The 20,043-nt window shown below is 57.7% G+C and carries 18 protein-coding genes; 11 read left to right on the forward strand and 7 right to left on the reverse strand.

Annotation, left to right across the window (positions count from 1 at the left end):
- Nucleotides 1–33 precede the first annotated feature (33 nt).
- The 4 genes from hemW (at nucleotide 34) to ntrC (ending at nucleotide 5,388) form a co-directional block, all read left to right on the forward strand.
- Nucleotides 34–1,242: a radical SAM family heme chaperone HemW gene (gene hemW / locus ACYVIS_RS15035; RefSeq protein WP_370635985.1), complete on the forward strand. Its 1,209-nt coding sequence runs from the start codon at nucleotides 34–36 to the stop codon at nucleotides 1,240–1,242.
- A 193-nt stretch (nucleotides 1,243–1,435) separates the two neighbouring features.
- Entirely contained in the window at nucleotides 1,436–2,848 is a 1,413-nt protein-coding gene (gene glnA, locus ACYVIS_RS15040) for a type I glutamate--ammonia ligase (RefSeq protein ID WP_232743071.1), read from the forward strand.
- Between the two features lie 48 nt (nucleotides 2,849–2,896).
- A complete protein-coding gene (gene glnL, locus ACYVIS_RS15045) occupies nucleotides 2,897–3,952 on the forward strand; it encodes a nitrogen regulation protein NR(II) (protein WP_232743072.1) in 1,056 nt (351 codons plus the stop codon).
- Entirely contained in the window at nucleotides 3,949–5,388 is a 1,440-nt protein-coding gene (gene ntrC, locus ACYVIS_RS15050; protein WP_232743073.1) for a nitrogen regulation protein NR(I), read from the forward strand. The genes glnL and ntrC overlap by 4 nt, the downstream gene beginning before the upstream one ends.
- 26 nt (nucleotides 5,389–5,414) lie before the next feature.
- Here ntrC and ACYVIS_RS15055 read toward each other — a convergent pair whose 3' ends face one another.
- The 3 genes from ACYVIS_RS15055 to ACYVIS_RS15065 are packed head-to-tail and all read right to left on the reverse strand — an operon-like array spanning nucleotide 5,415 to nucleotide 8,928.
- Complete coding sequence (locus ACYVIS_RS15055; protein ID WP_232743074.1) at nucleotides 5,415–6,197, reverse strand: ABC transporter ATP-binding protein; 783 nt, start codon at nucleotides 6,195–6,197, stop codon at nucleotides 5,415–5,417.
- A 4-nt stretch (nucleotides 6,198–6,201) separates the two neighbouring features.
- A complete protein-coding gene (locus ACYVIS_RS15060; RefSeq protein WP_232743075.1) occupies nucleotides 6,202–7,869 on the reverse strand; it encodes an ABC transporter permease in 1,668 nt (555 codons plus the stop codon).
- Between the two features lie 18 nt (nucleotides 7,870–7,887).
- Nucleotides 7,888–8,928, reverse strand: a complete 1,041-nt coding sequence (locus ACYVIS_RS15065) for a Fe(3+) ABC transporter substrate-binding protein (protein WP_232743076.1) — start codon at nucleotides 8,926–8,928, stop codon at nucleotides 7,888–7,890.
- A 374-nt stretch (nucleotides 8,929–9,302) separates the two neighbouring features.
- Here ACYVIS_RS15065 and ACYVIS_RS15070 point away from each other — a divergent pair, with 374 nt between their 5' ends.
- The 6 genes from ACYVIS_RS15070 to ACYVIS_RS15095 all read left to right on the forward strand — a co-directional run bounded on the left by ACYVIS_RS15070 (nucleotide 9,303) and on the right by ACYVIS_RS15095 (nucleotide 15,445).
- On the forward strand, nucleotides 9,303–10,079 hold the full coding sequence (locus ACYVIS_RS15070) for a ferredoxin--NADP reductase (protein WP_232743077.1): 777 nt from the start codon (nucleotides 9,303–9,305) through the stop codon (nucleotides 10,077–10,079).
- A 79-nt stretch (nucleotides 10,080–10,158) separates the two neighbouring features.
- A complete protein-coding gene (locus ACYVIS_RS15075) occupies nucleotides 10,159–10,545 on the forward strand; it encodes a Rid family detoxifying hydrolase (RefSeq protein ID WP_232743078.1) in 387 nt (128 codons plus the stop codon).
- A gap of 14 nt (nucleotides 10,546–10,559) precedes the next feature.
- Nucleotides 10,560–12,638, forward strand: coding sequence for an ATP-dependent DNA helicase RecG (gene recG / locus ACYVIS_RS15080; RefSeq protein ID WP_370635986.1), 2,079 nt, complete (start codon nucleotides 10,560–10,562; stop codon nucleotides 12,636–12,638).
- Nucleotides 12,639–12,710: 72 nt separating this feature from the next.
- The gene (locus ACYVIS_RS15085; protein WP_232743079.1) at nucleotides 12,711–13,667 is read left to right on the forward strand and encodes a LysR substrate-binding domain-containing protein; all 957 of its coding nucleotides are present in this window, start codon (nucleotides 12,711–12,713) and stop codon (nucleotides 13,665–13,667) included.
- A 77-nt stretch (nucleotides 13,668–13,744) separates the two neighbouring features.
- Nucleotides 13,745–14,245 (forward strand): Dps family protein, encoded by a 501-nt coding sequence (locus ACYVIS_RS15090; RefSeq protein WP_232743080.1) that lies wholly within the window; start codon nucleotides 13,745–13,747, stop codon nucleotides 14,243–14,245.
- A 78-nt stretch (nucleotides 14,246–14,323) separates the two neighbouring features.
- Nucleotides 14,324–15,445: a branched-chain amino acid ABC transporter substrate-binding protein gene (locus ACYVIS_RS15095; protein ID WP_460874309.1), complete on the forward strand. Its 1,122-nt coding sequence runs from the start codon at nucleotides 14,324–14,326 to the stop codon at nucleotides 15,443–15,445.
- 115 nt (nucleotides 15,446–15,560) lie between these two features.
- On the opposite strand, the gene ACYVIS_RS15100 is transcribed toward ACYVIS_RS15095, so the two are convergent.
- Both ACYVIS_RS15100 and ACYVIS_RS15105 read right to left on the reverse strand, forming a co-directional pair.
- Nucleotides 15,561–15,992 (reverse strand): carboxymuconolactone decarboxylase family protein, encoded by a 432-nt coding sequence (locus ACYVIS_RS15100; RefSeq protein ID WP_460874310.1) that lies wholly within the window; start codon nucleotides 15,990–15,992, stop codon nucleotides 15,561–15,563.
- A gap of 59 nt (nucleotides 15,993–16,051) precedes the next feature.
- On the reverse strand, nucleotides 16,052–16,492 hold the full coding sequence (locus tag ACYVIS_RS15105; RefSeq protein ID WP_460874312.1) for a GNAT family N-acetyltransferase: 441 nt from the start codon (nucleotides 16,490–16,492) through the stop codon (nucleotides 16,052–16,054).
- Nucleotides 16,493–16,583: 91 nt separating this feature from the next.
- Between ACYVIS_RS15105 and pdxR the strand changes: the two genes are divergently transcribed.
- Complete coding sequence (gene pdxR, locus ACYVIS_RS15110) at nucleotides 16,584–17,999, forward strand: MocR-like pyridoxine biosynthesis transcription factor PdxR (RefSeq protein ID WP_460874313.1); 1,416 nt, start codon at nucleotides 16,584–16,586, stop codon at nucleotides 17,997–17,999.
- A gap of 45 nt (nucleotides 18,000–18,044) precedes the next feature.
- On the opposite strand, the gene ACYVIS_RS15115 is transcribed toward pdxR, so the two are convergent.
- Together ACYVIS_RS15115 and ugpE are read right to left on the reverse strand one after the other, a co-directional pair.
- A complete protein-coding gene (locus tag ACYVIS_RS15115) occupies nucleotides 18,045–19,127 on the reverse strand; it encodes a sn-glycerol-3-phosphate import ATP-binding protein UgpC (protein ID WP_460874314.1) in 1,083 nt (360 codons plus the stop codon).
- Between the two features lie 49 nt (nucleotides 19,128–19,176).
- Nucleotides 19,177–20,019 carry a sn-glycerol-3-phosphate ABC transporter permease UgpE gene (ugpE, locus tag ACYVIS_RS15120; RefSeq protein ID WP_232743083.1) on the reverse strand — a complete coding sequence of 281 codons (843 nt, stop codon included), beginning with the start codon at nucleotides 20,017–20,019 and terminating at the stop codon, nucleotides 19,177–19,179.
- Nucleotides 20,020–20,043 lie beyond the last annotated feature (24 nt).

The raw sequence follows: 20,043 nt of genomic DNA on the forward strand, positions 1-20,043 counted from the left end.
CGTTGCGAGACCGCGGTGCATCCCACTTTTTCTATTGTGCCAGAAGCCAGGCCGGCCCAATCCCATGGCAAGCTGGTTACGCCTGCCAATGCAATACTGACCAGCCTGCCGCCATTGTCTTTATACGTGCATGTGCCTTGGTGTGTGCGTAAATGCCCTTATTGCGATTTCAATTCGCATGCTCTGCAGGGCGAAGTGCCCGAACAGCAGTATCTTGCCGCCTTGCGGGCCGATCTGGAACAAGCCTTGCCGCAGGTCTGGGGCCGCCAGGTCGTAACAATTTTCATAGGCGGGGGCACGCCCAGCCTGCTCTCGGCCTCGACGATCGACCAGATGCTGGCTTTGTTTCGCGCTTATCTGAACGTCTTGCCCGACGCCGAGATAACCCTGGAAGCCAATCCGGGCACGGTGGAAGCAGGGCGCTTCGCCGAGTATGCCCGCAGCGGAATAAACCGGATTTCGCTGGGTATCCAGAGCTTTGACGATCAGGCCCTCAAGGCCCTGGGCCGCATACACGATGCCAAACAGGCTTGCGCAGCCATTGACATCGCGCAAAATGCCGTGGGCCGAGTCAATCTGGACATCATGTACGCCTTGCCCCGGCAATCCCTGGAAGCCTGTGCCCAGGACTTGCGCCAGGCCATGTCCTTCGATACTGAACATTTGTCGCTTTATCATCTGACTCTCGAACCCAACACCGTATTTGCCAAATATCCGCCTCCAGTCCCCGACGACGATGCCAGCGCCGCCATGCAGGACTTGATCACCGAACAGACCAGCCTTCGGGGGTGGGAGCGCTACGAGGTGTCAGCCTATGCCAAGGCAGGCGCGCGCTGCCGCCATAATCTGAATTACTGGGAATTTGGCGATTATCTGGGCATAGGTCCGGGCGCGCATGGCAAACTGTCATTTCATGACAAGATCATCCGGCAGGCAAAACTCAAAAACCCGGCCTCCTGGATGGACCGGGCGCCGCGACTCGATGGCAGCCATATCGCGGAAGAGCGTACTGTCGGGAACGACGAGCTGGGATTCGAATTCATGTTGAATGCCTTGCGGCTGAAGGCGGGCGTGTCAAGCGCCAGTTTCAGTGAACGAACGGGCCTGTCGACGCTGGCCATTGCCCCGGCTGTGGGCCGCGCCGTCGCCAGAGGCCTGCTCGAATCCGATCCTGTACGATTGCAGGCTACCGCCCTGGGCTGGCAGTTTTTAAACGATTTGCAAGCCGAGTTTTTAGAGTAATGCCCAATTCCGGGCGTTTATGCACTATAATTTGCACCATTATGGTGCGTTATTTCTGTTTGTCTGAAATAAACCGAATCTTCAATGTTCAAGTAATTGAATCCCCAAGGATTCGAAAGCCTGGCACGATTTTTGCTTTACATCCTCTGACCACTCAAAATTGGTTTGACCTATTATTTGCTCAGGAGCCCATATGTCCACCGCAGAAGAAGTTGTTACGCTCATCAAAGAACGCGAAGTCGCTTTTGTTGATTTTCGTTTTACCGATACCTTGGGACGCGAGCATCATCTCACCGCGCCGGGCCATACGGTGGACGAGGACAAAATGGAAACCGGGCAAGCCTTCGATGGGTCGTCCCTGCCAGGCTGGAAGGGGATTGAAGCGTCGGACATGCTCCTGATCCCCGATCCCAAGTCGGCCCGCATGGACCCATTTCGCGAAGAGACGACGCTGATTCTGACTTGCGACGTTGTCGAGCCTTCGGATCTGAAAGGCTACGACCGCGATCCGCGCTCCCTGGCCAAGCGGGCAGAAGCCTATCTCAAATCCAGCGGCTTGGGCGATACTGCCTATTTTGGCCCGGAACCCGAGTTTTTCGTTTTTGACGCCATTACCTGGAACACCGACATGTCGGGCTGTTTCGTCAAGATCAAATCCGAAGAAGCCCCCTGGTCGAGCGGCCTGGACATGGACGGCGGAAATCTGGGGCATCGCCCCGGCATCAAAGGTGGTTACGTACCGGTCCCCCCCGTCGACTCCTTTCACGACATGCGCTCGGAAATGTGCCTGCTGCTGGAACAGCAGGGCGTGCCGGTGGAAGTGCATCATCACGAAGTGGCGGCTCCCGGCCAACTCGAAATCGGCACCAAATTCAGCACTCTGGTCGAACGCGCGGACTGGAACCAGATCCTGAAATACACGATACACAATGTGGCGCACGTATACGGCAAAACCGCCACGTTCATGCCCAAGCCTATCGTCGGCGACAACGGTTCGGGCATGCATGTGCACCAATCCATCTGGAAAGACGGCCAGAACCTGTTCGCGGGTAATGGTTATGCCGGTTTGTCCGAGTTCGCTCTGTATTACATAGGCGGCATCATCAAGCACGCCCGCGCGCTCAATGCCTTGACCAATCCGGGTACGAATTCGTACAAGCGATTGGTGCCTCATTACGAAGCACCGGTCAAGCTGGCGTATTCCGCGCGCAATCGCTCGGCCTCGATACGCATTCCCTATGTCGGCAATCCCAAGGGCCGCCGCGTCGAAGCGCGCTTCCCCGATCCGCTGGCCAATCCTTATCTCGCCTTCTCTGCATTGATGATGGCCGGCCTGGATGGCGTGCAGAACAAAATCCACCCTGGCGATCCGGCAGACAAAAATCTGTACGATTTGCCGCCCGAGGAAGATGCAAAGATTCCAACGGTATGCTCGTCGCTGGAAGAAGCCGTCAACGCCCTGGACCGCGATCGCGAGTTCCTGACGCGCGGCGGAGTGTTCAGCAACGACATGCTCGACGCATATATTGAACTCAAGATGGGCGAGATCACGCGCTTGCGCATGACCACTCACCCTGTCGAGTTCGATATGTACTACAGTCTGTAGGCGTTCAGTGGCCGGATGCCAGTGCACCCGGCCTGCGAGGCGCACTATATGGACATAGCAAGCTACGACTTATTGGCCACAGCCGTAGTGCTTCTCGATGAGCATGGACGGGTGGCTCATGTCAACGCAGCCGCCGAAGAACTATTCGGATTGTCGCGCAGGCAACTGAGTGGTGTTTTCGGCCATGCCCTTTTTAATAATGCCGATGCCGCGCTGAAGGCGCGCTTCGGCGAGGCTATCCAGGGCAAGTTCGGTGTGTTGCGCCAGGATCTTTCAATCAACCGCCCGGGAACCTCCATACCGGTCAGCCTGACCCTGGTGCATTTACAGCAGCAGGACTGGGCGGCATTGCTCGAAGTGCGGGAGCTCGAACATCATGTCCTGCTCGAGCGCAATCGGCATCTTAGCCAGGAGCTCGATGTGCAACGCGAATCGCTGCGCAACCTGGCGCACGAGGTCAAAAACCCCTTGGGCGGAATTCGCGGCGGGGCGCAGTTGCTGGAGGCCGAGCTTGGCGACGAATCGTTGCGCGAATACACGCAAGTGATCATGGCCGAGGCCGATCGTCTGACCAGTCTGGTTGATCGCCTCATCATTCCACAGGGTGCGTCGCTGAACAGGGCGCGTTTCAATATTCATGAAATTTGCGAGCGCGTTTATACCCTGGCGCGTGCCGAATACGGGTCGAAAATAGAAATTGTGCGCGATTACGATGCATCGGCCCCCGAGCTCATGGGCGACCTGGAACGTTTATTGCAGGCCCTGTTGAATATGGTGCGCAATGCAGCGCAGGCACTCACGGAAAGTACGGCTGCGAGTGCACCCAAACTGGTTTTACGCACCCGCATCGGCCGTCAGCTGATGTTGGCCACGCAACCGGTCAAAATGGGTATCGTGGTCTCGGTTATCGACAATGGGCCTGGTGTGCCCGTCGATTTGCATGACAAGATTTTTCATCCTCTGGTAACGGGTCGAGCCAGCGGCACCGGCCTGGGCTTGAGTCTGGCCCAGGAATTTGTACAGCAGCATGGCGGCGTGATTGAATTCGACTCGACTGCGGGCCATACGGAATTTCGCATGATATTGCCTTTGGAGCTGCCATGAAGCCCGTCTGGATTGTCGATGACGATCAAAGCATACGCTGGGTGCTCGAAAAGGCGCTGGCCCGCGCCTCGATTGACGCTCAAAGCTTTACCTCGGCGGCGGCGGTGCTCGAGGCCCTCAAAGATGCCACGCCGGCTGTGCTGGTGACCGATGTGCGCATGCCCGGGCAGGATGGCCTGAGCCTGCTGCAGGCCATCAAACAGCGGCACCCCGGTCTGGCGGTGATAGTCATGACCGCTTTCACCGATCTGGACAGCACCGTATCGGCATTTCAGAAGGGGGCTTTCGATTACCTAGCCAAACCTTTCGATGTCAACGAGGCCGTCGCCCTGATTCGGCGCGCCGCACAGGAGCAAGATCCGCAAGATCAGGCGCAACAAAGTGCCAGCGGGTCGGCCATGCTGCAATCCTCGTCGCTGGCCATGCAGGAGGTGTTTCGCGCGATCGGACGTCTGGCGACGTCGCGCGCAACAGTGCTTATAACGGGGGAATCGGGGACAGGCAAAGAGTTGATAGCACGTGCCTTGCATACGCATAGCGCCCGGGCCGATGGTCCGTTCATAGCGCTTAATGCGGCAGCGATACCACGCGATTTACTGGAAGCCGAACTGTTCGGCCATGAGCGCGGCGCTTTTACCGGCGCTACGAATCTGCGGCGCGGGCGTTTTGAAGCCGCGCATGGCGGCACCCTATTCCTGGACGAAATCGGCGATATGCCGCTGGAGTTGCAGACTCGCCTGTTGCGAGTCCTGGCCGAAGGAAGTTTTTATCGGGTTGGCGGGTCCCAGGCCGTGACGGTCGATGTCCGCATCGTCGCCGCCACGCATCAGCCTCTGGAGCAACGAGTAGCACAGGGGCAGTTTCGCGAAGATCTGTTCCATCGCCTGAACGTAATCCGCCTGCGTTTGCCGCCGCTGCGCGAACGCAAGGAAGACATTCCCGCCCTGGCGCAGCTTTTTCTGGAAAACAGCGCCCGCAGCCTGGGTGTGCCGGTGCGGCGCCTGACGCCTGAAGCCTTGCGGGCCCTGATGGCCTTCGATTATCCGGGCAATATCCGGCAGCTTGAAAATTTTTGCCACTGGCTGTCAGTCATGTCCGCCAGCCAACTGGTGAATACGGACGATCTTCCTCCGGAAATCGGTGCGCCGGCGGCCACGCCTATTGCCTTGATTTCGGCCGGCCACCCTCACACGGAAGAGCCCGTCGCGGCGCAAGGGCCGGATTGGACTGCGATGCTGGCAAAGCAGGTGAAGGAAAAGCTCGTTCAAGGCGAGCCCGCCATCATGAGTACCCTGACGCGCGACTTCGAGCGCGTGTTATTGCGTATTGCGCTTGGCCATAGCCATGGAAAACGCGTTGAAGCGGCACAAAGGCTGGGAATCGGGCGCAACACCCTGACACGAAAATGCCAGGAACTGGGCCTGGACGACGAATAGGCTTTGCGGAAAAGGCCCGCTCGAATTTAATTGTTTTCGCCGCGCAGGCGGGCCTGAGCGCGTTGCGTCATCAGTGCCTCGCGTCCGATGAAATCGGCGACAAATGAATTGGCCGGTTGATGATGCAGCGCGTAGGGTGTGTCCCATTGGTCGATTTTCCCGACCCGCATGACCCCGATCCGATCCGCTATGGCGAACGCTTCAGCCTGGTTATGGGTCACGAGCAAGGCGGTATGGCCAGTATTTTTCAGAATGTCGCGCACCTCGAAGGCCAGGCGCTCCCGAGTATCTATGTCCAGATTGGAAAATGGCTCATCGAGCAGCAGCAGGTCAGGCTCGGGAGCCAGCGCGCGAGCCAGTGCGACACGCTGCTGCTGTCCGCCGGACAGCTCGTGCGGGTAGCGCCGGGCGCAGCCCGTCAGCCCTACCAGCGTCAATAGTTCGTCTATGCGCCGCGCGCGGTGGGTTTTATTTTGGCGGCGCAGGCCAAATGCGATATTTTTTTCCACATTCAAGTGAGGAAACAGGGCGTAATCCTGGAACATCATGCCGACGCGGCGATATTCAGGCTCAATCTGGTATTCGGTGGACGACAATATCGTGTCACCCAGGCGTATGGAGCCGGCGCGGACCGGCTCGAAGCCGGCAATTGCCCGCAATACCGTAGTCTTGCCGCAGCCCGACGCCCCCAACAGGCAGCCGATGTGGCCGCGCCCCAGGCTTAAGAACAGTTTGTCGACGACGGGCAAACCTCCATCAGGAGTATCGTAATACAAAGAAATTCCATTTAATTCAAGGAATTCAGGCATAAAATTAATGTTTAACTTTAAATTGAGTTCGAGCCAGTAAAATAACCGGCAGCAATCCCGCCAGCACAATCGCCAGGGCGGCTACGGAGCCTTCTTCGTAGGTGCCGCGCGCCGCTTCGGCGTAAAGCCAAGTGGCCAGGGTGTCGAAGTTCACAGGGCGCAACAGCAGTGTGGCCGGCAGCTCTTTCATGGCGTCGACGAATATCAGCAGGGCCGCGGCTCCCAAGGCGGGGCGCAGCAAGGGTAGATGAATTCGGCGCAGAGTGCCCCCGGGCGTTTCGCCCAGCAGGCGGGCAGCTTGTTCCAGCGAAGGCGGAATCCGCAGCAGGCCGGCTTCGATCCCTCCGGCCGAAATGGCCAGAAAGCGAATCACATACGCGCTGACAAGAGCGGTCGAAGAGCCCATGAGCAGCCAGCCTGGGGCAAGATCGTCGAATTGCCGAGTCAGCCATGCCATGCCGCCGTCAAGGAGCGCAAACGGCGTCAACAGGCCGATGGCCAGCACTGTGCCTGGCACCGCATAGCCCAGGCTGGCGATGCGGACGTAGTGCCGGGAGGCCCGAAATGGCGACACTGTTCGGGTGCTGCGGCCAACCCAGGCAAGAATCAGACCGCAACCCAGGGTTGCCAGCGTGGCAAAAAATGCAATTTTGACGGTGCTGATCCCGCTCTGTATCAGTTGAGTCGAAACACCGCCGACCAGGTGGAAATGCTTGAATGTTTCATTGAGTAAATACAGTGCCGGCGCCACGAAACCTATGATGACGGGCAACCAGCCCAGCGCGCATGCCACGAGCGCGGCCCGTTTGTTCAGTCTCTTGGGCTGCAGGGAGCGCATTCTTTGAGTATTGGCATAGCGTTGACGGCGGCGGCCTCGATGCTCCAGCAGAATCAGCGCAATCACCAGGGCCAGCATGGCCAGGGCAATTTGGGCCGCGCCGGCCAGGTCCGAGCGCGATACCCAGCTTGTGTATATGGATACAGTCAGGGTTTGCACCCCCAGAAATTCCGAGGCGCCTATATCGTTCAGGGTTTCGAGCAGCGCGAGGCTGACACCGACCGCAATGGCCGGCCGGGCCATGGGCAGGGCGACCCTGAAAAATACGCCGCTGGCGGGTTCGCCCAGCACCCGCGCGGCTTCGACCAAGCTGGCGGCCTGTGTCGAGAACATAACCCGGGTACTTAAATACACATACGGGTAAAGCACGAAGCCGAGCAGGAAAATTGCGCCAGGCAATGAGCGCAGATCAGGCAGGCGAAACTGACGCGGGCTGTCGTAGCCCAGCACATCGCGCAGCAAAGTCTGTATCGGGCCGATAGGGTGCAGGATGTCCAGATAGGCGAATGCCACAATGTATGTGGGCACGGCCAGCGGCAGCAAAAGTGCCCACGACAAGACCTTGCTTCCAGGGAACTCGTACGCCGTCACCAGCCAGGCACTGCCTGTACCCAGGCACGTGACCAGCACACCTACCCCAAGCAACAGCAAAACTGTGTTGCCCAGGGCTTCAGGCAGGACATAATGAAGCAGGTGAGCCCAATGAGCAAAAGAGCCCTCCATGGCGAACCCGCCCAAGGCAATGATGGGCGCGATCACGCACAGCACTATCAGGAATGCCCCCAACTGCCAGGCCAGACCCGATTTAGCCAGGGAAAAACAAGGCCAACGCAAAGTGTCTGGATTCCCGCGCTAGTTGTTGAAACCGACTTTGTCCACCAGCGTGCTTGCCTGCTTGCGATACTTGGCAATTTCCACAACGGGAAGAGGGTCTATTTCCAGAGGGCCGAAGCTGGCCACGACTGGGTCCAGCTTGACGCCGGCCTTGACTGGATACTCGTAATTGGCATTGGCATACAAGCTTTGCGCCTTGTCGGAAACCAGATATTCAAGCAATTTGACGGCGTTTTCTCTGTTCGGAGCATGTTTTGCGATGGATGCGCCGGAGATGTTGACGTGGGTGCCGCGGCTTTTTTCATGGGCGAACACAGGACGCACAACCTTGATGGCATCACCCCATTTGCGGGCGTCCGAACCCGGCTGGGCGTTCTTCATGCGGCCGACATAGTACGCATTGGCAATGCCTATATCGCAAATGCCGCCAAGGATGTCGCGAGCCACGTCGCGGTCGCCGCCTGTCGCCTTGCGCCCCAGATTAGCCTTGACATTTCTTAGCCAGGCTTCGGTGGCCTCGGTGCCATTGTGCGCAATCATGGCCGCTATCAAGGCCGTGTTATAGGGGTGCTGGCCTGACCGTATGCACACTTTGCCTTTCCATTTCGGATCGGCGAATGCCTCGTAGGTAATGGCCCCGACGTCCAGATCTTTGGCCACATAGGCCACACGGTCGCGCAATGACAGGGCGTACCATTGCTTATCGGCTCCACGCAGATTGGCGGGAATGGCTTCTTCCAGCACGGTGGAGCTGACCGGTTGCGTAACGCCGGCTTCAACCAGGTCGAGCATATTGCCTATGTCCACGACCATCAGCATGTCGGCCGGCGATTTCGCTCCTTCGGCCTTGATGCGTTCTATCAGGCCATCCTTGACGAACACTGTGTTGACCGCAATGCCGCTATCTTTGGTGAATTCATCGAGCAGGGGCCGTATGAGCGATGGCTCGCGGGTCGTGTACAGATTGACGTCAGCCGCGCAGGCCGCCAGCGGCAGCGCACTCAGGCCTGCCAACGCGAAAGCGCATAGCGTGGATAATGGCGTACGGGTTGAACCCATCAAATTTCTCCTGATATTCTGGAATCTGAAAACAAAGGGGATTGAATTGGCCGCGCGAACCCTGCAAACGCAAAGACCGCGCAATGCCGAAGATATAAATCGGCGTGTAAATATGTTTAAATAGAAATGATTCTCAGGAAGATAACAGATTCGATAAATTCATTCAACTTAATGTAAGTTTTCAGGCAAGCCATGCGGGACAAGGCGGTCAGCCAACGGTATGCTTGAGCATCGGTAGCCCTTCAATGCGCGATGTATTCGGGAAAGCAGGGCGCAGCGTAGGGTAAAATTAGGCGCATCCCGGTAAAGGCTTGATATTTCAGCGGCAATTCTGAACATGCTGGCCGAACCTTATTCTTTTTTTTTGCAAATACATGGCAGCTTTTAATTCTGAGCAGGTTCTGAGCGTTCGTCACTGGAACGACTCCTTGTTTTCGTTTACCACCACACGCGATTCGGCATTACGGTTCCACAATGGCCATTTCGTCATGCTGGGCCTGGAAGTCAATGGCAAGCCCTTGATGCGCGCCTATAGTATTGCCAGCGCCAATTATGAAGAAAACCTGGAATTCCTCAGTATCAAAGTCCAGAACGGGCCGTTGACATCGCGCTTGCAGCATTTGCAGGCGGGCGATGCGGTATTGGTCAGCAGGAAGCCTGTAGGCACGCTGCTGGTCGACGATCTGAAGCCCGGCAAGCATCTGTATCTGTTTGCCACGGGTACCGGCCTGGCGCCATTCATGAGCATCATCAAAGATCCCGATGTTTACGAGCGTTTCGACAAGGTGGTGCTGCTGCACGGTGTGCGTCACGTCAGCGAACTGGCTTATGCGGACTTCATCCAGAACGATCTGCCCAATAACGAGTATTTCGGCGAGCACATCAAAGACAAGCTGATCTACTATCCCACGGTTACTCGCGAACCCTTTCGTAATCAGGGCCGCATCACAGAAGTGATCGAAAGCGGGCGCTTGTTCCAGGATATAGGCCTGCCTCCCTTGAATCCCGAAACCGATCGCGGCATGATTTGCGGCAGCCCGCACATGCTCAACGACATCAGCCAGATGCTGGATCGGCGCGGCTTCGTCATCTCGGCGGGAGTAGGCCAGCCTGGAGATTATGTGGTCGAACGGGCTTTCGTCGAAAAATAGACCATTGGGGCTGTTAATATTCTCTATAGATGATTAAACTCTGATAGATGTTTTGTTTTTATCTCTCAGAGGTTATTTCATGGCCAAGCAGATTATTCATACCGATGCGGCTCCAGCCGCCGTGGGACCTTATTCGCAGGCTGTTGCGGCCGCACCAGGAAAAACAGTGTATTTGTCAGGCCAGATCGGCCTGGAACCAGGTACCGGCGAGCTGATTTCCGAGAACTTCGAAGGGCAGGTGCGCCAGTCGTTCGCCAATATGCAGGCAGTCATCGAAGCGGCCGGCGGCACACTCGAGAACATCGTCAAGCTGACACTGTTTTTGACCGACCTGAGCAAGTTCGCCAGTGCCAACGCCATTATGGCCGACGTTATTCCGCAGCCTTTCCCAGCGCGTTCAACGATAGGGGTTGCCAACCTGCCCAAAGGCGCCCAGTTCGAAGTCGAAGCGGTTATTGTCATCTAGGCCAATAAGCAAAGATCGTGTCCGAGGCTTATTCACGGCCACGCGCCAAGGCTACGTCCCCCGCGCCCGCAAAATCCAGCTCCCTGACTGAGCGCAAGCTTCTGCACCTGGGCTTGAAAGATCCGCAGGATTTTGTCGTGCATCTGCCCATACGCTATGAGGATGAAACACAGATTGTTTCCATCGGTTCCTTATATGCCGGCCAGACGCGGCAGGTAGAGGGCGAGATCGTACGCTGCGAAGTGCAGTTCCGCCCGCGGCGCCAGTTATTTGCGCTGATCGAGGATGAAACGGGCGAGCTTGTGCTTCGCTGGCTTAATTTTTATCCCAATCAGCAAAAGCAGGTCGCGGTTGGCAATCGTGTGCGCGTGCGCGGCGAAGTCCGCGCCGGTTTTGCCGGGCGTGAGATGGTGCATCCGAAGGTGGTTGCCGCGGGCGGCGAGCTCCCCAATTCCCTGACTCCGGTTTATCCAACGACCGACGGATTGCAGCAACCGACCTTGCGACGCGCGATCGACCGCGCTCTTCAGGTGGCGGATCTGTCGGATACGCTGCCGTCTGAAATCTGTGCCCGTCATGAGCTGATCCCGTTCGATCAGGCCATTCGGGTGTTGCATCATCCTCCACCGCATATTTCGTATGCCGACTTGATCGAACGTGATCATCCCGCCTGGCGCCGTATCAAATTCGACGAACTGCTGGCCCAGCAGTTGTCCCTGGCGGCAGCGCGCGCTGCGCGATTGCGTCAGCGCGCACGCTCCCTGCGAGGCGGTGAGCTTGCGTCAAGCCTGCTCCGGGCCCTGCCGTTCAGCCTTACCGCCGCGCAAGAAAGGGTTTCTGCTGAAATTGCGCACGATCTTGCCCGTTCGTTTCCCATGCATCGCTTATTGCAGGGCGATGTCGGTAGCGGCAAAACCGTTGTTGCGGCTTTGGCGGCGGCTCAGGCCATCGCCAGCGGTTCTCAGGTGGCGATCATGGCACCCACCGAGATTCTGGCTGAACAGCATTTTCAGAAACTGGTTTCGTGGCTGGAGCCATTGGGTGTGAAAGTAGCATGGCTTACAGGGAGCCTGAGCGTCAAGGCGCGCAGGGAGGCATCCCTGGCCATTGCGTCCGGGGATGCGCAGCTCGTCATCGGAACCCAGGCGCTGATTCAGGACAAGGTGAAATTTTTTCGTCTGGATCTGGTCATACTCGATGAGCAGCATCGTTTCGGGGTCGGGCAGCGATTGCTGCTCAGCCGCAAAGGCGAGGGAAGCGCCGCGGCCGTGATTCCCCATCAGCTCAGCATGAGTGCCACGCCCATACCGCGAACCCTGGCCATGACTTTTTTCGCCGATCTGGATGTTTCGGTGATCGACGAGCTGCCGCCCGGACGCAGCCCGGTACTGACCAAGCTGGTGGCCGATACGCGCCGCGACGAAGTCATGGTTCGCGTCATCGACGAAGTCAGGCTTGGACGCCAGGCGTATTGGGTTTGCCCTTTGGTTGAGGAAAGCGAGGCCTTGCAGCTCCAAACGGCAGTGGACACCCATGCCCGGTTGGCCGAGGCCTTGCCCGATTTGCGGATTGGCCTGGTGCACGGGCGCTTGAAGCCCGGCGACAAGGCCGAGGTCATGCAGGATTTTCGCAATGGGCTTATCGATGTGCTGGTGGCCACCACGGTCATAGAGGTCGGAGTCGATGTGCCCAACGCGTCGCTTATGATCATTGAGCATGCCGAACGATTTGGCCTGGCGCAGCTGCATCAGTTACGCGGCAGGATTGGCCGGGGCAGTGTGAAGTCGGTATGTGTGCTCATGTATCAGGGGCCCTTGTCGCGGGTTGCGCGCGAGCGCCTGCGTGCGATGTATGAAACGGCCGACGGATTTGAAATTGCCCGGCGCGATCTCGCTCAGCGTGGCCCGGGCGAGTTTTTGGGTGTGCGGCAGTCGGGTGTCGAATTATTGCGTTTCGCCAGCCTGGAAACGGATGCCCTGATCGTCGAGCATGCCAGAGCGGCGGCCCAGGAGCTCAGGGAGCACTTTCCAAAGCAGGCGCAAGCCCACCTGCAGCGCTGGGTGCGAGGACGACAGGATTTTTTGCGCAGCTGATTTTTGGCGAGTCGACAGCACCGGAACATGTGACTGTTTTACCGTAAACGTATTTATATTGTGAGATGCAGCATGACTTTGACGGAATTGAAATACATTGTGGCTGTTGCTCGTGAGCGCCATTTCGGCCGGGCGGCGGAAGCGTGCTTTGTCAGTCAGCCAACCCTGTCGGTAGCTATTCGCAAGCTCGAAGATGAACTGGGAGTCGTACTCTTCGAGCGCGGAGGGACCGAAGTGGGTGTTACGCCTATCGGCTTGCGTGTCGTGGCGCAGGCGCAGCGTGTGTTGGAAGAAAGCACCAATCTGCGCGAGATCGCTCGCCAGGGCCATGACCCTTTGGCGGGCCCTTTGCGCGTGGGGGTTATTCATACTGTGGGCCCCTATCTGCTGCCGCGCCTCGTCCCTACGCAAATCGCCGTGACGCCGCAGATGCCGCTGCTATTACAGGAAAACTTTACAGTGCGCCTGCTTGAATTGCTGCGGCAAGGTGAAATCGATTGCGCGGTCGTTGCCTTGCCTCTGCCCGAATCGGGGCTGATGATGCGTCCTCTCTATGACGAGCCGTTTTTTGTGGCGGTGCCCAAGCACCACCCCTGGACCAAGCTCAAGGAAATCGACGCCCATGAGCTCAAGGAAGAGACCATGCTTTTGCTTGGAACCGGCCATTGCTTCAGAGACCAGGTTCTTGAAGTATGCCCCGAGCTGTCGCGCTATTCGGCCGCCAGCGACGGTATCCAGCGCACGTTTGAAGGCTCATCGCTTGAAACGATACGGCATATGGTCGCGGCTGGCATAGGGGTGACCGTCCTGCCGGCCAGTTCTTTGTCCATGCCAGGCGTGCAAAACGACTTGTTGAGCTATATCCCCTTTAAAAAACCCGTTCCGGACCGGCGCGTTGTGCTGGCCTGGCGTAAAAGCTTTCCACGCCCGGCGGCGATCGATGCGCTGACTTCCGCCGTATATGCATGTGGGTTGCCCGGCGTCAATTATCTGCAGACGCGTTCCGCCAAAGAGTTGCTTGAAGCCTGATGCATTGCCGGTCTTCTGTCACACGCCCATGTTATCCTTGGATGGTGCTTCAAACTCATCATCACCCGGAGGTTGATATGGCTAAAACAGCTAAATCTGGTAATAACGCAATGCTCATCGATATTGGCATTTCCGAGAAAGATCGCGCCGCCGTGGCTGCCGAACTCTCCAAAATGCTGGCCGATTCCTACACGCTATATCTGATGACCCACAATTTTCACTGGAACGTGACCGGGCCGTTGTTCAATACGCTGCATCTCATGTTCATGACGCAGTACACCGAAGAATGGCAGGCCCTCGACAGCATTGCCGAGCGTATTCGCGCCCTGGGTCATTATGCGCCAGGCACCTACGCTCAATATGCCAAGCTGTCTTCGATCGCCGAGCCCGATACGGTCCCTGATGCCGACCAAATGGTACGCATGCTGGTCAAAGGCAACGAAGCCGTGGCCAAAACCGCTCGGGCCGCATTCAAGCGTGCCGATGCGGCCAACGATCAGCCTACCGCCGATCTCCTGACCCAGCGCCTCGACATACATGAAAAAAATGCGTGGATGCTGCGCAGCTTGTTGCAATAATAGAAAACCCTGCCCGCCGGATTCTAGTCATAAACGCCTCTTTCAGTGTATGCTTGCGCCGTACAATCAGGAGGCCTTATGAATATTCGTTTCACTCCAGCTGCGGCAGCTATCGGCCTTGCCGTCGGAATGCTCATGTCTGGCGCAGCCAGCGCCGATACCATCAAAATTGCCATTGCCGGCCCGTTCACGGGGCCGCTCACGCAATATGGCGATATGGTTAAACAAGGTGTAGACACCGCTATCGAGCAAATCAATGCCAAGGGTGGGGTTTTAGGCAAACAGCTTGTAGCCGTCACGATCGACGACGCATGCGAACCCAAACAAGGCCCGGTTGTCGCCAATCGCGTCGTCAATGAAAAAATACATTATGTAGTGGGCCATGTCTGCTCGGGTGCCACCATTGCCGCAACCAATATCTACAACGACGAAGGCGTGGTCATGGTTTCTCCATCGGCCACATCGCCCGCCGTTACCGACGGCAAGAATTACGACACTATCTTCCGCACTATCGGCCGCGATGACCAGCAAGGCCCCGCCGCCGCCAAGTTCATAGCCGAAAAAATCAAGCCCAAGCGCGTGGCCGTGCTTCACGACAAGCAGTCGTACGGCCAGGGTATCGCTACCGCCGTCAAGAACGAGCTGGAAAAAGACGGCATCAAGGTTGTGCTGTTCGAAGGGATCAACGCTGGCGACAGCGATTATTCGGCGGTCATCACCAAGCTGAAAAGCGTGGATGCCGATTTCGTCTATTACGGCGGCTATCACCCCGAAATGGGCCTGTTGCTGCGCCAGGGCGCCGAACAAGGCCTGAAGGCCCGCTTCATGGGGCCTGAAGGCGTGGGCAATCCCGACATCAACGCCATTGCCGGCCCGGCCGTCGAAGGCATGCTTTTGACGCTTCCTGCCGATTTTTCTCAAAACGCCAGCAACGCGGCAGTGGTCAAGGCCTTTAAAGACAAGAAACGCGACCCAAGCGGCGCGTTCCAGCTTACCGCCTATTCCGCAACCCTGGCGATTGCGGACGGCATTAAAGGCGTAGGCGCCGACAACCCAACAAAAGTGGCTGCCTATCTGCACAGCCATTCCATCGATACGCCCATAGGCAAAATCGCGTGGAATAAGCAGGGCGACCTGACCAACTTCAAATTCGATGTATTTACGTGGCACAAAGATGGCACGAAAACCGTTTATAAATAAAACGGAACATACATAAGCCAGCCCGACTGGCAGTCAGGCCTCCAGGCGGAAACTCCCGGAGGCCTTTTTATTTCATCCCGAAAAGGGCTGAAAATTGCACCTGGCATGCAGGCAATTATTGGCGCAGACCTATGGCCAAGCGATTGAACGCACTCATCAACGCGATGGCAAAACACAAATCCGATATCTCGGCATCGCTGAAATGCGCCTTGAGCGGTTCGAATGCATCATCGGGAGCGTGGGTGTTGGCTACGTCCGCCAATGACTCCGCCCAGGCCAGCGCTGCACGCTCCCGTTCGCTGAAATGCGAACTCACGCGCCACCCGGCTACGCTATCCAATTTCGCCTCGGGCATTCCGCCCGAGCGCAACAGCGCCGAATGCATTTCCAGGCAATAGGCGCAGCCGTTGATTTGCGAAATCCGCAGATTGACCAGTTCTATCAAGGGTTTGCCGAGAGTGCTTTTCGCTAAAGCTTTCTTTACGGCGCCCAAGCCCTGGTAGGCCTCGGGAGAGAGTGTCTGGTAGGGCAGTCGGAGGGAACTCATGCATATTCTCCAAGGAGTGATGAAGGATCAAATAAGAGGTCGAGTGGACGGGCTCGATTTCAGTTCACCGGGAGGGTCTGTCTGAAATGCAAGCCCGTTGCCAGCATTCCCTGGCGAAAATAGAAACGCTGTGCCAAGGCATTGGCCAGAGCAGTGTCCAGGACCAGATGAGCGCAATCGAGTCGTTGTGCCTCCCGGCGCAGCGCTCCAATCAATTGCCCGCCCAAGCCGTGGCTGCGCGCGTCGGCGGTCGCCACCAGATCGTCGACGTAGATGAAACGCCCGCAAAGCAAATTTTCCTGCAGGCGATATCCGGCCAGGGCCACGACTTGCGTGTCCTGCCAGGCCGCAAGCAGCCGGTAGCCTTGCTCCATTTGCCGCCGGACTTGCTCGGCGAAGGCTTTCCCGCTGGCGAGATGCGGCCTGAGTTCCAGCATTACCGGGAAGCAAGCCAGGCAGTCCCGCTGGGTTTCGATAGGGCTCAAGCGTATGGCTGTCATGGCGTAGGTCTTTGTTGTGCAGCCTTTACTTTAGGGAAATAATGTCATAGTCGAAAGGTGCAAGAATATAAAATATAAATAGGACATAAGGATGGATTTCCGCTATTTGCAGCCGCGTCGGGGCCAGGAGGCGCCGATTTACCTGCAGTTGTATCGGCGTTTTCGCGACGCCATCGCTGAAGGCAAACTGAGCGCGGGAGATCGCGTTCCATCCGTGCGCAGCTTGGCCAGTGAGTTGAACCTGGCTCGTGGCACGGTGGAGGCGGCCTACCAGATGCTGACTGGCGAAGGATATCTGCTGGCCCGTGGTCCGGCCGGCACCGTGGTGTCTCCGCAATTGGGTGAACACGCGGGTACGAGGTCACCCGTGGCCTTGCAGGGGCTTGGGCAACAGCTCCAGGCCGGAGCATCCGAGCCCCGGCTTTTTCAACTGGGACTTCCGGCGCTGGACGCATTCCCTCGCAAGACATGGGTGCGGCTTGCCGGCCGCAGATTGCGCGGCATGAATGCGGCTGCCATGGCTTATCCGGAACCCAGTGGCTATGAGTCCTTGCGCCGGTCGATCGCCGCCTACCTCGGCATTTCACGCGGCATTGCCTGCACGCATGAGCAGGTCTTTGTCACGGCAGGCTACCGCGGTGCGCTGGATTTGATCTGCCGCACCGTGCTGCGGGCGGGCGATACCGGCTGGTTTGAAGATCCAGGCTATCTGTTTGCCCGGCAATTCCTGACGCGCACTGGAATGCATCTGACACCGGTGCCTGTGGACGATGAAGGGCTTAACGTCAACGCAGGCCTGCAAGGCGCCGCAAATGCCCGCTTTGCCGTTGTCACGCCCACGCATCAGAGTCCGCTGGGCGTCGCATTGTCATTGCCTCGCCGTCTGGCCTTGCTGGATTGGGCCGACTCCCGCAAGGCCTGGATCATCGAAGACGATTACGATAGTGAATTCCGCTATCATGGTCGCCCGCTGCCTGCCTTGAAGAGCCTGGATCGCGGCGGGCGCGTGCTCTATACCGGCACCTTCAGCAAGGTGCTGTTTCCCGGGCTACGCCTTGCCTATCTGGTCGTACCAGAGAAAGAGGTAGGAAGATTCCGGGACACGGCGGAGGTGTTTCACGGCCAGGGATCTATTCTGCATCAGGCCACAGTAGGCGATTTCATGTCGCAGGGGCACTTTGCCCGCCATCTCAAGAAGATGCGCAACCTTTATGCGATGCGGCGCGGCTATCTGCTCGATGCCCTGGGGCAGGTGTTTGGCGGGAAACTGCATGTCCCGGGCCGGGCTGGGGGCATTCATGTACTGGCACAGCTGGACACGAAGAAGAGCGATAAGGCTCTGGCCGCAGCGGCGAATGCTCAAGGCTTGGCCGTACAGGCATTGTCCATCTGGAGTATGAGTGGAAGGGTGCCCAAAGGGCTGTTACTGGGCTTTACCAACCTTGCTACACCTGAGCAGGCCGTGACATCGAGCCAGCGCCTTGGCCACGCCCTGGGCGAATTATAGACGTCGCATCCCGAAGATGGCCGGCTGTCCTGGTTCTGCATTTGGTCAATCGATGCGTTTGCCGGTTTCGGCATCGAACCAGTGCAGGGAATGGTTGCTGTCGGCGCCCATCTGGATTTTATCGCCGGCCTGGACCGGTCGGGACGCGGTCAGCCCTACCGGGCAACGCAATACGATCTGGGTGTCGCCGAGGCGGCCGTGGACAAGTTGTTCAGAGCCAAGAATTTCGACCATTTCGATATCGACAGGCACTCCGGGGGTATTCAGGTGCATGTGTTCGGGGCGCATGCCCATGATCACGCTACGGCTTGCCAGCGAAGCGGGAATCGCCTGCTGCGCGATATCGAGCACGCAGCCATCGGTGCTGCGAACCTGGCGCTGGGCGTCGATTTGTACCGGAATCAGGTTCATCGGGGGTGAGCCTATGAAGCTGGCAACGAAAACCGACGCGGGCTTTTCGAAAACCTGGATCGGTGTGCCGATCTGTTCCGGAATACCTTTGTTCATGACGACCATGCGTTGGGCAAGCGTCATGGCCTCTACCTGGTCGTGGGTGACATACAGGCTGGTGGTTTGCAGGCGGCGGTGCAGCTTCTGGATTTCCAGGCGCATCTGTACGCGCAGCTTGGCATCCAGATTGGAAAGCGGTTCGTCGAACAGGAATACTTTCGGCTCGCGCACAATAGCGCGCCCCATGGCAACCCGCTGACGTTGGCCGCCCGATAGCTGACGAGGGCGGCGATCGAGCAAATGTTCCAGCTCCAGGATCTGGGCGGCGTTGTCGACGCGCTGCCGGATATCTTCTTTGGTGAGTTTGCGGATTTTCAGCCCGTATGCCATGTTTTCGAACACCGACATATGCGGGTAAAGTGCATAGTTCTGGAACACCATGGCGATATCGCGCTCGGCGGGCTCAAGATCGTTTACCACCTTGCCGTCGATGGCGATTTCGCCTCCGGTAACGCTTTCAAGCCCTGCCACCATGCGCATCAGGGTGGATTTTCCGCAGCCGGACGGGCCTACGATAACGATGAATTCGCCATTGGCCACATCCATGTCGATACCGTGGATGACGGCGACGTTGCCCGGATAAGTTTTGGTGACATTGCGAAAACTGAGTGTAGCCATAGTTGATTAATTCCAATTGTATGCACAGCCCTGCCTATGGGCGGTGTGCTTATTTTTCAGCATCGACCAGGCCCTTTACGAACCACTTCTGCATCAGGATCACTACCGCCGCAGGCGGAAGCATCCCCAATATGGCCGTCGCCATGACCAGGTTCCAGGAGGTTACGCTATCGCCGCCGGCAATCATGCTTTTGATGCCGATGACGATCGGGTACATGCGCTCCTGCGTGGTGATGATGAGCGGCCACAAATACTGGTTCCAGCCGTAGATGAACTGGATCACGAACAGGGCGGCTATGCTGGTCCGGGACAAGGGGAACAGAATATCCTTGAAGAATCGCATGGGGCCCGCCCCGTCGATGCGGGCAGCCTCGACCAGCTCGTCGGGGACAGTCAGGAAGAACTGGCGAAATAGAAAAGTGGCCGTTGCCGAGGCGATGAGCGGGAGTGTCAGGCCGGCATAGCTGTTCAGCATGCCCAGATCCGCCACGACCTTGTAGGTAGGCGCGATTCGCACTTCGACAGGCAACATCAGGGTGACGAAGATCATCCAGAAAAAGAACATCCGGAACCGGAACCGGAAATAGACCACGGCAAAGGCCGACAGCATGGAAATTGCGATTTTCCCTATGGAGATGACCAGTGCCATGACCGTGCTCACCCACATCATGCGGCCCACCGGCGGCGTGTTGTTTTCACTGCCCAGCAGCACCGTGATGTAGTTGTGGAAAAAATGGCCGCCCGGCAGCAGCGACATGGGCGCCTGGGCTACTTCCTGGGCGGTTTGGGTCGAGGCCACGAATGTGATGTAGAGCGGAAAGGCAATAATCGCAACCCCGAGGAGCAGGATCAGGTGGGAGAAAAAATCCAGGTAAGGACGGCGTTCTATCATGGTAGAGTCTCTGTTCGATTCCTG

It is taken from the genome of Paralcaligenes ginsengisoli, from assembly GCF_054781135.1.